Annotated in this window: 10 protein-coding genes; 9 read left to right on the top strand and 1 reads right to left on the bottom strand. The window is 60.5% G+C overall.

The window, feature by feature from the left end; translation table 11 throughout:
* Positions 1 to 50 precede the first annotated feature (50 nt).
* The 5 genes from ACO6TG_RS15610 to ACO6TG_RS15590 all read left to right on the top strand — a co-directional run bounded on the left by ACO6TG_RS15610 (position 51) and on the right by ACO6TG_RS15590 (position 7894).
* The gene (locus ACO6TG_RS15610) at positions 51 to 1025 is read left to right on the top strand and encodes an ABC transporter permease (protein WP_094073191.1); all 975 of its coding nucleotides are present in this window, start codon (positions 51 to 53) and stop codon (positions 1023 to 1025) included.
* 15 nt (positions 1026 to 1040) lie between these two features.
* Complete coding sequence (locus ACO6TG_RS15605; RefSeq protein ID WP_422374040.1) at positions 1041 to 2018, top strand: ABC transporter permease; 978 nt, start codon at positions 1041 to 1043, stop codon at positions 2016 to 2018.
* A 7-nt stretch (positions 2019 to 2025) separates the two neighbouring features.
* Entirely contained in the window at positions 2026 to 3762 is a 1737-nt protein-coding gene (locus ACO6TG_RS15600) for an ABC transporter ATP-binding protein (RefSeq protein WP_422374039.1), read from the top strand.
* Positions 3763 to 4451: 689 nt separating this feature from the next.
* A complete protein-coding gene (locus ACO6TG_RS15595) occupies positions 4452 to 5972 on the top strand; it encodes an HAD family hydrolase (protein WP_422374038.1) in 1521 nt (506 codons plus the stop codon).
* Positions 5973 to 6097: 125 nt separating this feature from the next.
* Positions 6098 to 7894, top strand: coding sequence for an IlvD/Edd family dehydratase (locus ACO6TG_RS15590; RefSeq protein ID WP_422374037.1), 1797 nt, complete (start codon positions 6098 to 6100; stop codon positions 7892 to 7894).
* A gap of 33 nt (positions 7895 to 7927) precedes the next feature.
* On the opposite strand, the gene ACO6TG_RS15585 is transcribed toward ACO6TG_RS15590, so the two are convergent.
* Positions 7928 to 8695: a substrate-binding periplasmic protein gene (locus ACO6TG_RS15585; RefSeq protein ID WP_422374036.1), complete on the bottom strand. Its 768-nt coding sequence runs from the start codon at positions 8693 to 8695 to the stop codon at positions 7928 to 7930.
* A gap of 256 nt (positions 8696 to 8951) precedes the next feature.
* Here ACO6TG_RS15585 and ACO6TG_RS15580 point away from each other — a divergent pair, with 256 nt between their 5' ends.
* The 4 genes from ACO6TG_RS15580 to ACO6TG_RS15565 all read left to right on the top strand — a co-directional run bounded on the left by ACO6TG_RS15580 (position 8952) and on the right by ACO6TG_RS15565 (position 15649).
* Positions 8952 to 9233 (top strand): SCP2 sterol-binding domain-containing protein, encoded by a 282-nt coding sequence (locus tag ACO6TG_RS15580; protein ID WP_422374035.1) that lies wholly within the window; start codon positions 8952 to 8954, stop codon positions 9231 to 9233.
* Positions 9234 to 9505: 272 nt separating this feature from the next.
* On the top strand, positions 9506 to 11863 hold the full coding sequence (locus tag ACO6TG_RS15575) for an ATP-binding protein (RefSeq protein WP_422374034.1): 2358 nt from the start codon (positions 9506 to 9508) through the stop codon (positions 11861 to 11863).
* 286 nt (positions 11864 to 12149) lie between these two features.
* Positions 12150 to 13088, top strand: coding sequence for a GNAT family N-acetyltransferase (locus tag ACO6TG_RS15570; RefSeq protein WP_422378890.1), 939 nt, complete (start codon positions 12150 to 12152; stop codon positions 13086 to 13088).
* A 302-nt stretch (positions 13089 to 13390) separates the two neighbouring features.
* Positions 13391 to 15649 (top strand): transglycosylase domain-containing protein, encoded by a 2259-nt coding sequence (locus tag ACO6TG_RS15565; protein WP_422374033.1) that lies wholly within the window; start codon positions 13391 to 13393, stop codon positions 15647 to 15649.
* Positions 15650 to 15690 lie beyond the last annotated feature (41 nt).

Below are 15690 nucleotides of genomic sequence, written 5' to 3'. Positions count from 1 at the left end.
CCCGGCCCCGGCCGGGAGCGTCTTTTCATATATAGACCTAAAGAGCCGAAATGATTGGTTTTGCAGCGCGTCGCCTGTTTCAGGCGATGATTGTCATGCTGGTGGTGGCGCTTCTCGCCTTTACCATGTTCCGTTTTGTCGGAGATCCCATCAACCAGATGGTCGGGATCGAGACATCCATCGAAGAACGCGAAGCCCTCAGGGAACGGCTCGGCCTCAACGACCCCATCCCGGTCCAGTTCGCACGCTTCGTCGGCAATGCGGCCCAATTCGACTTCGGCACCTCCTACCAGTTCAAGCAACCGGTCTCCGAGCTGTTTGCGCGGCGGATTCCAGCGACCCTTGAACTCAGCTTCGCCTCTGCGCTGTTTGCGCTGGTGGTCGGGATACCCATGGGGATCTATGCAGGCCTCAACCGGGAATCGGCCATTTCGAAACTGTTCCTGTCCGTCTCACTCATCGGCATCTCGCTGCCGACCTTCTTTATCGGCATCCTGCTGATCTTCCTCTTCTCCGTGACCTTGCAGTGGCTGCCCAGTTTCGGGCGCGGCGAGGTGGTGCAAGTCGGCTCCTGGTGGACCACCGGCTTCCTGACGGTGTCCGGCCTGAAGGCACTGATCCTGCCGTCGATCACCCTCGGTCTGTACCAGATGACGCTGATCATGCGGTTGATCCGGGCCGAGATGCTCGAGGTCATCCGGACCGACTACATCAAGTTCGCCCGCGCCCGCGGTTTGCCGGACCGTCTGGTTCATTTCCGGCACGCCCTGAAAAACACGCTCGTCCCCGTGATCACGATTACCGGTCTGCAACTCGGCGCCATCATCGCCTTTGCGACCATTACCGAAACCGTGTTCCAGTGGCCCGGTATGGGCCTGATGTTCCTGCAGGCCGTGCAGAACGTCGATATCCCGATCATGTCGGCCTATCTGCTGCTGACCGCCTTCCTGTTCGTGGCGATCAACTTCATCGTCGACATTCTCTATTTCCTCATCGACCCGCGCCTGCGCGTCGGCCGGCCATAAGGGAGACATGAACCCATGCCTTACGTCTCCAACGAAGAAGCTAAAACCGCGGTTCAGGACAGGGCCGGCGTGCCCCAGAACCAGGGCAGCGTTGCCAAGCTGCTGGACAGCGACCTGTTTCACTCCTTCCTGCGTTCGAAGGTCACCGTGGTTGCCGCCTGCGGGACGCTGATCCTGTTCCTGCTGGCCTTCCTGGCCCCCTGGGTCGCCCCCCACAATCCGTTCGACCTGGCCTCCATCTCGATCCTGGATGCAAGGGTGCCGCCCGTCTGGATGGAATATGCGGATCCCCGTTTCATCCTGGGGACCGACGACCAGGGACGTGACCTGCTTTCAGGCATTTTCTACGGCATGCGGATTTCGCTGATCGTCGGCTTCTGCTCGGTCATTGCGGCGGCCATACTCGGCATTACGCTCGGGCTTGTGGCGGGCTATGTGGGAGGGCGCACGGATGCCGTCATCATGCGGATCGCCGATGTTCAGCTGACCTTCCCGGCCATCCTGATCGCGCTTCTGATCGACGGTGTCGCCGCCGGTGTCTTCGGCTCGCTCGATCGGGAGATCTTCGCTTTCTACATCCTGATCGTGTCGCTGGCCCTGTCTTTCTGGGTGCAATATGCGCGCACTGTCCGCGGCTCCACCATGGTGGAGAAGAACAAGGAGTATGTTCAGGCCGCCCGGGTGATCGGCATTCCGGCCTTCATCATCATGGCGCGCCACATCCTGCCGAATGTCATGGGACCCGTGATGGTCATCGCCACGATCAACCTGGCCCTGGCGATCGTCACCGAAGCAACGCTGTCGTTCCTCGGGGTCGGCATGCCGCCCACCCAGCCGTCGCTCGGCACCCTGATCGCCATCGGCAATGACTTCCTTTATTCCGGCGAATGGTGGATTGCCATTTTCCCGGGCCTGGCACTGGCACTGCTGGTTCTCAACGTCAATCTCCTGGGCGACTGGCTGCGCGACGCCCTCAACCCGAAACTGCGGTGAGGGCGCCATGTCAGTTCTTGATATCAAAAACCTGACCGTCGAGTTCCCGGGTCGAAAATCGGTCTTTGTCGCCGTCAATGGCGTCGACATGAGTGTCGAAGCCGGCAAGGTGCTGGGTGTTGTCGGGGAATCCGGGGCCGGCAAGTCCACGGTCGGCAATGCCGTCATCGGTCTCCTGCAGGAGCCGGGTCACATTGCCGGCGGCGAGATCTTTCTGCACGGCAAACGCATCGACGAGCTGCCCTACAAGGAAAAACGCCTGCTGCGCGGACGCAAGATCGGCATGATCTTCCAGGATCCGCTGACCAGCCTTGATCCGCTGCAGACCGTTGAATCCCAGCTCGTCGAGACGATCCGCACCCACCTGCCGCTGTCGGCCAAGGAGGCCCAGCAACGGGCGGTGGAACTGATCGATGCCGTTGGCATCCCCAATCCGGCCGAACGCGTCAAACAGTATCCGCACCAGTTTTCCGGCGGCATGCGCCAGCGTGTCGTGATTGCGCTGGCGCTCTGCGCGGAGCCGGAACTGGTCATCGCCGACGAACCGACCACCGCGCTTGACGTCTCGATCCAGGCCCAGATCCTGGACCTCATGAAAAACCTCTGCGCCGAGCGCAACGTGGCCATGCTGGTGATCACCCACGACATGGGCGTCATCGCAGATATCACCGACCATGTGGCCGTGATGTATCACGGCGACCTGGTGGAATTCGGAGACACAAAACAGGTGCTCGGGGCGCCGAAGCACCCCTATACGCAAAGCCTGATTTCCGCCGTGCCGCGCCCCGACATCCGGGTCGAACGGTTTCCAGTGGTCAACTACATCGAGAAAGCCGGTACGCCGCAAAAGCATATCGACATCTCCACACACTGGCTGGGCAAGGCACGCGACTATGAAAAGGTCACCGGCCCGCTTGTCCAGATCCGGGACCTCGACATGCGGTTTGAAACCCGTGGCTCGATCTTTCCGTCCAGGCGCAAGTATTTCCAGGCCGTCAAGAAGGTCAGTTTCGACATTCAGGAAGGCGAAACCTTTGGCCTCGTGGGCGAAAGCGGATCAGGCAAGTCGACCATCGCGCGTCTGATCACGGGTCTCTATCATCCGACCGGTGGTTCGATCCTGTTCGGCAAGACCGAACTGACCTCGTTGAAGAATCGCCGCGACGTTCTGGCCATGCGCCGGCAGATGCAGATGATCTTCCAGGATCCGTATTCCTCGCTGAATGCCCGCATGCGGGTGAGCGACATCATCGCCGAGCCGATCAAGTTCCACAAGCTGGCCTCCAGCAATGCGGAAGTCCGGCAGATCGTTGACGATCTTCTCGATCACGTCGGCCTCGGTGCGGCGTCCGGCAAGAAATTCCCGCATGAGTTTTCCGGCGGGCAACGGCAGCGAATCTCGATCGCGCGGGCTCTGGCGACGCGGCCCCGGTTCCTGATCTGCGACGAACCGACCTCCGCGCTCGATGTATCGATCCAGGCCCAGATCCTGAACCTCCTGAAGGACCTTCAGGAGGAACTCGGCCTGACCATGTTGTTCATCAGTCACGACCTCGCGGTGATCCGGCAAATGTGTAACCGCATCGGCGTCATGCGCAATGGTGAACTATGCGAAGTCTCAGACTGCGACCAGCTGTTCGAGGCGCCGCAACACGCCTATACGCGTGAATTGCTGTCCCTGATGCCGTCGCTGGACCTGTTGTCGACCGCCAACCTGGATACGGTGGAGCAACCCGGCACCTGACGGCCATAAACCCGAAGCCGGCTGGGCCGGTGCATTTGCACCGGCCAAGTCTCTGGAATTGAGTCTTTTTTCAGATTCGGGCGAGTCGCGGTCTTGACTCACCGAGCCTCCCTGATTCCTTCAGCAGAGCCTGCCAGTAACCACAAACCAGTCCGCACCGGGCAGTTTTTGCCGGGTCCTGACCCTATCGTTTTTTTCGGACAGTTAAGCTTCGTTCCGATTGGGAACGATTGACTTCCTAATGAAGTGTTAATCTGTATTTCCTTGCATGAAAGTGGCAACAATGGGCTTTTCCCATAAAAATGGGAGGGCCCAACAGCCCTCCCGCGAATATACCACACCCAAAAAATAAGGTTGCTTACTCAGACAACCATTGCATGACCCTTAAATACATCGGGTCTTCTGAAATACCTTCGAAATAATTCTACGTCAGCCACCTCTCACAGCAAGCATTGCCTCGCACAAATGCTCGGCAGAATTGGCAGGCTTGCGCCCGTGAACGAGGCAATCTGCCTGTTTGGGGACCAAAGCGGCATTGCCTGGGCACTCGGGCTCCCGCATTTTTTAACGGCCTCCCGGGCGCCCTGAATGTGTCTCTTGTCCACCGCCCAAACAGCCCAAATCCGTTCGCCCGTCACGAAAGACACACGGCCATGCCGACAAATCGCATAAATTCAATAACTTGGATCTTGTCCCTGGGATTCGCCACCGCATTCCTGGCGCTTGCCTGCCTCGTTCACGGCGAGGGCGTTATCGCCGGGCATTCCAGTTTGATGGTGTTCGGCACGCACAGTGCCCTGATTTTCAGCATGTTTGCTGCGATTTTTGCGCTTTTGTCCCTTTCCTTTTCCCTGAACTCCGAAATCGGACGGTCCCTCACGCTCTTCACGTCCGCCGTGAGCACTGTCCTGCTGGCAAGCGCCTTTCTGATCCAGCAGGGAGGCCTTCCCATGGGCGCATCAGGCTCTCTTGCCCTTGCCGCCGCCTTTTTGATGGTCCTTCGCGCCTATGGCGTTGCCATCCTGCCTCCCCGCGGCGACCACAGCGGCCTGCGTGAGGCCACTTTCTCACTCCTGCTTGCCGTTGTCGGTGCATCGCTCTGGTGGGGCCTTGCAGGCCCGATGCATGCACCCGCCATCCTGGCGGCAACCCTCCTTCTGTCCTGGCCGCATCTGATCGACGGCATCAATGCCTTCGCCGACAAGGTTTTCCACCAGGCCGCCCTCAATGCCGGCACCCGCGTTCTTGAACCCGGCGCCTTCAGCAAGATTGCACGCGCACGCGACATCCTGATCGACAAGATGGCGGTCATGTCCGGACCGGATCTGATCGTCACCAACGTCATGGCTTTCAACAATGAACCGCGAACCCTGCTTGCGGTTGCCGCCTCCGCGGAGGCGCAAAGCAGTCACCCCGTGGCACAGGCCCTGCGTCAACTTGCCGAGCAATGGCATGTGGCCTTGAAACACCCGGACCGCTTCGAACCGGCCCCGGGCCTCGGGGTCGTTGCTCTCCTGGGGGGGCAGACCGTCGTGATCGGCACCACGGACCTTCTGAAACGGCTCAAGATCGACAGCTTCACCGCGGATGCCATTGCCCGATCCCTGGAAGCCGACGGCAAGACCGCTCTTCGCGTCGCAGTCGGCGGGCGCGTCGTCGGTGTTCTGGGGCTGGAAGGCACATTGAGACAGGACGCCGGCGTCGCAGGCATGGCCTTGCGCCGGGAGGGTCTGATCCCCTGGCTGTTCAGCGGCGACAGCCCGAAAACCCGCGAAGCGCTGGCCGGCTTGCTTGGCCTGGAACATCTCGATGATCCCGAGCCCGGTGAAAGCGCGCAACAGGCTGCGGCCCGGATCTTTCCCGGAGGCGCCCCGCTGGTCCTGTCGCTCTCGGAGGACAGGTTGTCGCTCGAACTGCGCGAGGGCCATGAGGCAGGGTCAAACGACCGCGACCGGCCAGACCCGATTGCAGTCAGCGACACGGACGATATCGGCGCCTTTCCGGCCCTGAAAGCGCTTGCCATGCGCCGCACGCTCCTGGCCGTGCATGCCCGCCGCCTTCTGACCGGTCTCTGGCTTTTTGCAGGACTATGTGGCGGCGCTGCCCTTGTGCCCCTTTTTGCAGCTCCCATGCTGTTTGCCGTCTGTCTTGCGATCCTGTGGGCCTTTGCCCGTTTTTCCGTTGCCGATACCTTGAAGTCGATCGACTAGGGGTTTCGCAGGCTTGCAGGACCAGCGGCAATCTCACATGGTGGAACCAATCCCGCTTTACAGTACCCTGACGCTGGTGTTTATCGGCCCTCAACAGGTCTGTACGCGATGAGGGACGAGGCGCCATGAGTGACATGAAAACACCAAAACTGCGGTCCGCCGCCTGGTTCAACAACCCGGACAATCCGGGCATGACGGCACTTTATATCGAGCGTTACCTCAATTTCGGCATCACACGGGAAGAGCTGCAATCGGGCAAACCGATCATCGGAATTGCCCAGACCGGTTCCGATCTGTCGCCCTGCAACCGCCATCACCTGGAACTGGCAAAACGCGTGCGCGAGGGCATCCGGGACGCCGGCGGCATTGCCTTTGAATTTCCGGTCCACCCCATTCAGGAAACCGGCAAACGGCCGACCGCTACCCTCGACCGGAACCTGGCCTATCTTGGCCTTGTCGAACTGCTCTACGGCTATCCGATTGACGGCGTGGTGCTGACAATCGGCTGTGACAAGACCACCCCTGCCTGCCTGATGGCCGCGGCAACCGTCAATATTCCGGCGATCGCGCTGTCCGTCGGGCCGATGCTGAACGGCTGGCACAAGGGTGAGCGCACCGGTTCGGGCACAATTGTCTGGAAGGCCCGGCAGATGCTGGCCGCGGGCGAAATCGACTATGAAGGCTTCATGGATCTGGTGGCCTCCTCCGCCCCGTCCGTCGGCTACTGCAACACCATGGGCACTGCAACGACCATGAATTCGCTGGCCGAGGCGCTTGGCATGCAGCTGCCCGGGTCCGCAGCCATTCCGGCGCCCTACCGCGAGCGCGGTGCCATTTCCTATGAAACCGGCAAGCGCATCGTCGACATGGTGCATGAGGACATGAAGCCGTCCGACATCATGACACGCGAAGCCTTCGAGAACGCTATTGTCGTCAATTCGGCAATCGGCGGCTCGACCAACGCACCGATCCATCTCAATGGCATTGCCCGCCATCTGGGCGTTGACCTGACCAATGACGACTGGCAGGCCATCGGTCTGGACGTGCCGCTTTTGGTGAATCTGCAGCCCGCCGGTGACTATCTTGGCGAAGACTATTTTCATGCCGGTGGTGTACCGGCCGTCATTGCCGAACTGATGCGCCACGGAAAGTTGCCGCATCCAGGAGCGGTTACCGCCAACGGCAGATCCATGGCCGAGAATTGTGAAGGCATCACCACGGACCTGCCGGACGTGATCAAGCCGTTTGACGCGCCCATGAAGGAAAGGGCCGGGTTCCTGAACCTGAAGGGCAACCTCTTTGACAGCGCGATCATGAAGACCAGCGTGATCTCCGAGGAATTCCGGGACCGCTATCTCTCAAATCCGGACGATCTGAACGCCTTTGAAGGCCGGGCGATCGTGTTTGAGGGTCCGGAAGACTACCATCACCGGATCGATGATCCGGAGCTGGCCATCGACGAGAGTTGCCTGCTGTTCATTCGCGGTACCGGGCCGATCGGTTATCCCGGCGGCGCTGAAGTGGTGAACATGCAACCGCCGGCCGAACTGATCAAACGCGGCATCACGGCCCTGCCCTGTATCGGCGACGGCCGCCAGTCGGGAACCTCCGGCTCACCCTCCATCCTGAACGCGTCGCCGGAAGCTGCCGCAATGGGCGGGCTTGCGCTGCTGCAAACCGGAGACCGCGTGCGCATCGACCTCAACAAGGGGACAGCCAATATCCTGATCCCTGACGAGGAACTGGCGCAACGCCGCAAGGACCTTGAGGCAGCCGGTGGTTTCAGGATCGTCGACAGCCAGACCCCCTGGCAGGAGATCCAGCGCTCGATGATCGGCCAGTTCGACAAGGGCATGGTGCTTGAACCGGCCGTCAAATATCAGGACGTTGCTCACAAGGGCCTGCCGCGGGACAATCACTGATGTTTCCGGGTCCGGAAGCTGTAAGCCACCGGTCTAGTTGACCCGCTGAAGATAGTCTTTCTGAATGCGGGCCAGCTCGCCCTCTTCTCGAAGCTCGGTTATGGCTGCATCAAGCCGGACCAGCAGGTCTTCGGCATTTGGAAAGTCTTTCCTGATGCCGATCTTGAAGGTGAAACCGTCACCGAAGAACGGCAGGTCGACGTGAGCAAACTCCATCCCGAGCCGGTTGATCTGGTATTGCCCCAGCAGATAAGGGGTGATGTGGGCGTCGGCGCGATGCCGTTTGAGCAGCCTGAAAACCGTTTCCAGATCCGCCACCTTTTGAGGTTCGAATTCTGACAGGTTCGCCTCGCCCCACCCATCGCCGATGAAATCGATCAGCAGGATGTCTTCCAGATCCTTTTTTTCCCGAATGTCCCGGATACGGCCCGCATGCGGATTGTCGGCATCATAAAAGGCGACAGGAAGCGGGTCCCAGACCGCCTCGGATCCAAAATACGTGTAATCCAGCCTTGCGGGTGTCGGAACCGTGCAAAATGCGTCAAGACGCCCGGCCGCGACCATCTTCTGCGCACGTGCCCATGGGTAGCCGTAGAACGCGGCGGAATATCCATCCACGCGGCTGAAAATTTCCTTGAGGGATTCCACCAGTATTCCCTGGACATCGGCGCCATCACCATGGGTCATGGGCGGATAGCCGTTGTAATGACCGAACCTGACGATCGTGTCTTCGGCCTGCCCGTCGTCCGGGACCAGCCAAAGAAACAGGAGGAGGAGAGCAGTCCGAAACGATATGTGCACTTTCAAGTCCCTTCAGATGCTCTTCTCTTTCCCTGCATCTTAAGACAGGTTTCCCGATTTCAGAAAAATGCCACGGACCCGCCGCTGAATAACCCGCATAATTCAAACGGCGGGCGTAGTCTGGGTCGTCCGAAGATCAACGTGAATTGAGTTCCCGCGATAGTGCCAATCAATTTTCCTTCTTGACGATTACGTAAACGGCATGCTTCAAGAAGGCAACGAGCGTTCAGGCTCACATCAAATGGGAGAAGACCAAATGTCCTTGGAACAGCTGACTGACGGCGTGCGCGGCAAAGTGGCCGATGGTGGCATCGAAGAAAGCGTCAAGTTCGATCTCGGTGAATCCGGTATCATCTTCCTGCAGGGCTCCACTGTCTCCAATGAGGACAGCGACGCCGACTGCACGATCAAGATGTCCGCCGACGATCTCGCCGACCTGCTGTCCGGTGATCTCAATCCGACCGCAGCCTTCATGGGTGGCAAGATGCAGGTGGAAGGCGACATGAGTGTCGCCATGAAACTGGGCAGCATCGTCTAATCCCACAAGGGAAATCGAATTCGGTCTTGCAGCAAGACCTTGCCTGCCGGTCCTCACCAGGACCGGCTTTTTTTTGCAGAGCGCGAACAAGCCCCTTCATTCCCTGACAAGCCGATCAAGCAATCGTTTCGAATATTCCTTGGCAGTTTTGTCAATGAAACGGTTTTTCAAAGTTTAGGCGGCACTCTCTCGGCAACTGAGTCTTGTAGAGAGTAGTGATCTTGGTCAGTCAAAACAGTGATCGCGCCGCCAAAGCTGTGCCGGAAGCCGATGTGGCGGACCAGGACCGCTTTGCCGACAACAAGACCTACCCCCCTCAGGAAGACACCGCTTATTCGCCTTTCGAAGAGGCCGAAAGCCCGCATGTCGATGATGGTCCGGAGGTCGGCCCCGGGCGGCGCGCGACGGACCTGCCGGTGTCGGCACCGGCAAAGTCACTGCAACACATGGCGGTCGCCGGGCTTGTCATCGGTCTTGTTGCCGGGTTTCTCCTGGTGTCGACCGACGGCATCAACCGGTATTTCGGCCTTGGGCTGGTGTTTTTTGCTGGCGGTCTTGCCGTCTGGAGGCTCTTTGCCGACGACATGCACCGTGCCATCCAGGCGGTGCAACTGAAGGACGACAAGATCAGGCGCCTCATGGCGCGCTGCGAGGAACTTGAGGACCGCGCCTGGGAACTTGGCGAATCCGACGAACGTCACGCCAGCATTCTGGCGACCCTGGGCGATGTCGTCATCCGACGGGACCAGGACGGGCTCGTTACCTATGTCAATTCGGCGGCCACCGACGTATTTGGCGCTGACCATCACTTGCAACCCGGAGAACCGATGACCTTGCCACTGGCGGCAAGCGGATCGGGAGCGCGGAACGACAGCGTTCCGGAAGCAAACGGTTCCAGCGGCATGGGCTTTCAGGACCTGCATCTTGAAACGGCACAAGGCCATCGCTGGTTCTCCCGGATCGACATTCCGGTGCGCGACACGACGACGGATCGCCAGCTGGTGCAGACCGTTCTGCGCGATGTGACCGAACGCCGTCTGATCGAAGAGGAATTGCTCGCCGCCCGCCATTCGGCAGAGAGTTCCAACGAGGCAAAGTCCCGGTTCCTGGCCACGGTCAGCCACGAGATCCGCACCCCCCTCAACGGCGTTCTCGGCATGGCTGCGCTGTTGCGCGACACCCGGCTCACCAAGGAGCAAAGCGCCTATATCGAAGCACTGGAGACCTCCGGGGAAACCTTGCTGCTCCTGATTGACGAAGTGCTCGATTTCTCCAAGGTGGAAGCCGGCAAGCTGGACATCCAGGCCTCACCGGTCCGCGTCGGCGCGCTGGTGGAAAGCGTTGTCGAACTTCTGGCTCCCAAGGCGCATGCCAAAAAGCTGGAAATCGGCGCCATGCTCGATCCGAGCCTGCCGGAACAGGTCACGCTTGACGCCACCCGTGTCCGCCAGATCCTGTTCAACCTGATCGGTAACGGGGTCAAGTTCACCGATGAAGGCGGCGTTGCAATCGAACTGTCCGGCCGCCCGGCACCCGACGGCGGCAGCTTTCTCGATATCGATGTCCGCGACACGGGAATCGGCTTTGACCAGGAAGAAGCCGAACGGCTGTTCCAGGAATTCGAACAGGTAGATCACGGCCCGGCGCGCAAGTTCGGTGGAACGGGTCTTGGCCTGGCAATCGCGCAACGGCTTGCCGGCCTGATGGGCGGCAGGATCTCCGCCAGCCCGTCCGGCGAGGGCGGTGCCCTCTTTCGCGTCTCCCTGCCAATCCCCGAGGCACTGTCGGAAAACCAGGACCCGCGTCTCGACAAGGTTTCCGGGCGAAAGGTCATCTTTGTCAGCAACAGTCAGATCGAATGCCCGCTGCTGGCGGAGCGTTTGCGGCGTCACCAGGCGGATGTCGCCGTGCTTGCACCGGGGCACCCGGAGCTTGACGCCCGCCTTGCAACCGCTGACCTGCTGATCGTCGACAACGCCGCCCTGTCAGACAGCGGCGGCTGGCTGGCGACGGTACGGCTGACAGGATGCCAGGCACCTGCCATCGTCATGATTGCACCGCCGGAGCGTGAGCGCCTGGAACACCTGCGCGAAGCCGGCTATGCCGCCTACCTGATCCGCCCGGTTCGCATCGAGACGCTGGCCCAGATCCTGGCGGGCCTTCTCGACGATGCGGGCGAGGCCCATGCGTGGGATGTGAGCGCCGAGCCGGTCAGCAACGGCTTTCTGTCCAGCCGGCACAAGATGCCTGCCCGCCCCTTGCGCCTCCTGGTCGCCGAAGACAACGATATCAACCGGCTCCTGAGCGAAGCGATGCTGCGCAAGCTCGGGCACGTCCCCGTCATGGTTGTCGACGGTGAAAAGGCCGTGGAAGAGGCTTCCAACGGTTCCTACGATGCCATTCTCATGGACCTGCACATGCCGGGCCTGGATGGCTTTCAGGCCATCCGCAAGATCAGGAGCGACGAAGCTGCGAGCGGCCGGCAACCCGTTCCGGTGCTGATCGTCACTGCAGACGTGATGAAAGACGCCCGGGACAAGGCCGCGGAAGTCGGCGCAGCCGGCTACCTCACCAAGCCTCTTTCCGTTGAAGCGATCTCGGACGCCCTCTCTGAAATCGGCCGACAATAACAGCGATTTCTACCTGTGATTTAGATACTCACCAGAAAACACGCTTTGCGGTGATCGTTAAAATTCACAAAGCGCCCGGACTGGAGTATCCTGTGGCCAGATAAACCCGGAAACAAACCGGGTGTCATCCAGTTGTCGGAATTGTATGTTCTACGGCAGGGTCAAAGCACAGTTACTTTCGAACGGGTTCTTGTTCCGGCGAAGGTAAATCTGTCGGTGAAACAGCCTCTAACCTGTGAAACCGGCAGCTTGGCCAAAAGGAATACAAGAGGGTGGAATGTCCATAATGCGGCAAGGGTTGTTTTCTCCGCGAAAACTGGTTCGCAAATTCACACCGTCGATGCGTCCGCGCACTGCCATGGCAACCGCGACACGCTCCGATCCTTCTCTCCGTTTGCCGGTCAAGACAGGTGAAACACTCGGCCGCATCGGCTCCCTGGAAGTCCGCATGGCGCGCAATTTCAAGGAAGTCAAAAAGGCGCAACGCCTGCGTTACGAGGTCTTTTACGAGGAAATGTCGGCCATTGCCGATGCTCATACGCTGGCGACGCGCCGCGATGCCGACCCGTTCGACGCCTATTGCGATCATCTCCTGGTCGTCGATCATGCCTCGCTGAAACGCAACAAACTCGGGCGACTCAAGCCGGAAATTGTCGGCACCTATCGCATTCTGCGACAGGAAATTGCCAACCAGCACGGCGGTTTCTACACCGCTGCCGAATATGACATCCAGTCGCTGATCGACGCCAATCCGGACAAGCGCTTCATGGAGCTCGGCCGGTCCTGCGTGCTCAAACCCTATCGCAACAAGAAGACCGTCGAACTGCTCTGGCATGGCATCTGGTCCTATGTGCTGCGGCACAAGATCGACGTCATGCTCGGCTGCGCCTCCATTGAAGGCACCAATCCGGATGCGCTTGCGGGCCAGCTGTCCTTCCTGCACCACAACGCAAGAGCGCCCGAAGAGTGGCGCGTGCGCGCGGTCGATGACCGGTACGTTGAGATGAACCGGCAGACTGCCGAGGAGCTCAACGCCAAGGAAGCGCTGCGCGCCCTGCCGCCGCTGGTCAAGGGCTATCTGCGCCTCGGCGCATTCATCGGCGACGGGGCCGTGGTCGATCAGCAGTTCGGCACCACGGACGTCCTGATCATCATGCCGGTTTCCGAACTCAACACACGATACGTCAACTATTACGGCGCCGACGCCAGCCGCTACTCCAGTTAGCCGGATTGACGCGGGCCCGTCGCGGCACAGCATCCCCCCGGACAAACGCCGGTCCGGGGTCGGTGTGGTCGCCTCTTGCCCTCGACGCCCTGACATCAAGACCTGGTGCCTCATCGATCCCAAATTTTCGCTGAGTTACGTCCGGAAGAACGATCAATCGAATCGCCGGGTTCACCACTTGCGAAAAGCCGTCGCTTTTCCCGCAAAGTCCCAAAGCCTTAACGCCCCCTTAAATTGCCGCAATCTAGGATCATCACCGGGGAAACCGGTGTTTGGCCGGCATCAAAAAGGGATAGGGATCAATGGCGCCTCGGGCGAAACGCCAGCCGCGTATTGAACCGACATTTGGAGAGAGCGAAAGCAGCCTGCTGAACCTGCGACTGAGCCCGCAGGATCGCACCGCCGCGCCTTCCGGCAAGTCCACAACCAAGACCAAATCCAGGAAAACCGCCTCCTCGGGAACGCGCAAAAAGGCACCGGCCAAGAAAAGCACAGCCACACGCCGCAAGACCAAGAGTTCGGGCGGCGGCAAAGCCAGAGGCGGCCGCTCCGGTGCCAAAAGACGTTCCACCAAACGCAAGAACCGCTTCCAGGCACCGACATTCTTCGGGCGCCTGCTGAAGCGCGGGCTTTACTGGAGCATGGTGCTCGGCATCTGGGGTACGATCGCGGTGGTCTGCGTGATCGGCTATTACGCGGCCTTCCTGCCGCCAACGTCCGAATGGCAGGTGCCGGCCCGGCCACCCAACGTGAAAATCGTTGCCGGCAACGGCGCGCTGATCGCCAATCGCGGCGATACGGGCGGAGAGGCTGTCCGCCTCGAGCAATTGCCGCCCTATCTGCCCAACGCGGTGATTGCCATCGAGGATCGCCGGTTCCGCTCGCATTTCGGTGTCGACCCGATCGGCCTGGCCCGCGCGATGTTCACCAACCTGACGTCCGGACGGCTGCAGCAGGGCGGGTCGACCCTGACCCAGCAGCTGGCCAAGAATCTTTTCCTGGAGCCGGACCGCACCATCAAGCGCAAGATCCAGGAACTGGTGCTCGCCTTCTGGCTGGAGGCCGAATATTCCAAGGACGAGATCCTCGAGATGTATCTCAACCGGGTCTATCTCGGATCGGGGGCCTACGGGGTCGATGCCGCGGCCCGGCGCTATTTCGGCAAGTCCGCGCGTCTGATGACCATCCCCGAGGCCGCAACGATCGCAGGTCTCCTGAAAGCGCCTTCCCGCTATTCCCCGGCGCGCAACCCGCGCCTTGCCGAAGACCGCGCCCAGCTGGTGCTCGCGGCAATGAACGAAGAAGGCTACATCAGCGACGATGAGGCCAAGAACGCACTCGCAGCGCCCGCAAAGGTGGTGCGCCGCTACACAACGGCCAGCGAAAATTACGCCGCGGACTGGGTCATGGATGTGCTGCCGCATTTTGTCGGCTCGATCGAGAAGGATATCATTGTCGACACGACCATCGATCCGAAGATGCAGCAGGCTGCGGAGCAGGCCCTGCGCAATGCCTTGAAGGACAACAGACAGACATTCGGTGTCACCCAGGGCGCAATCGTCACGCTTGATACGGCCGGCGCCGTCAAGGCCCTTGTCGGCGGTGCCGACTATTCCAAGAGCCAGTTCAACCGTGCGGTTTATGCCAAACGTCAGCCCGGTTCGTCCTTCAAGCCGTTTGTCTATCTGGCAGCGCTTGAGAACGGCCTCAGCCCGCAGAGCGTGCGGCAGGACCGGCCGGTCAAATACGGCAACTGGTCGCCGAAGAACTACACCAAGGAACATTATGGCCCCGTCACGCTGACGCGGGCGCTGAGCCTGTCACTGAACACGGTTGCAGCACAGCTTGCTCATGAAGTTGGCGCCGGCACTGTGGCGAACACCGCGAAACGGCTCGGCATCAGCTCGGATATGAAACGGAACCTGTCGCTGTCGCTTGGCACGTCGGAGGTGACGCCAATCGAGATAGCCGGCGCTTACGTGCCGCTCTCCAATGGCGGATATGGCGTCCTGCCGCACATCATCCGCAGGATCCGGACCGTGGATGGCAAAACGCTCTATTCCCGGTCGGGCGACGGCCGCGGCCGGGTGGTGGAGCGGCGCCATGTGGGTGAGATGAACCTGATGATGTCCGAAACGCTGATGACCGGGACCGGTCGCAAGGCGCGGCTGGAAAGCGGCCGGCCCGCCGGTGGCAAGACCGGTACCAGCCAGGATTTCCGCGACGCCTGGTTCATCGGCTACACCGGCAACCTGACCACCGCCGTCTGGTTCGGCAATGACGACAATTCCCCGACAAAGAAGGCAACAGGTGGCGGATTGCCTGCCGAAGTCTGGAAAAGCGTCATGGATGCTGCCCACGAAGGTTTGCCGGTGGCGGACCTTCCCGGGGTCCCGAACCTGCCTGCGACAGTGGCGGCGCCGCGCAAACCCGTGCCAACCCAGAATGTCGGCTCCGGAAGCGAGCCGCTGCCCCCGGCCCCGATCGGCGGAAGCGAAACCACCGGCGAACGCCGCGGCCCGCTCAATCTGCTCCGGAACATCTTCGGCGGCGGCGGATAGGTCTGGCGCAGCTCACATGTGGTACAGAGGATGATTTGACA

This window comes from Roseibium sp. (assembly GCF_965233565.1).
Classification (GTDB): domain Bacteria; phylum Pseudomonadota; class Alphaproteobacteria; order Rhizobiales; family Stappiaceae; genus Roseibium.
The sequence above is the reverse complement of the archived record's forward strand: the minus strand, read 5'-3'. Positions and strand labels throughout refer to the sequence as shown.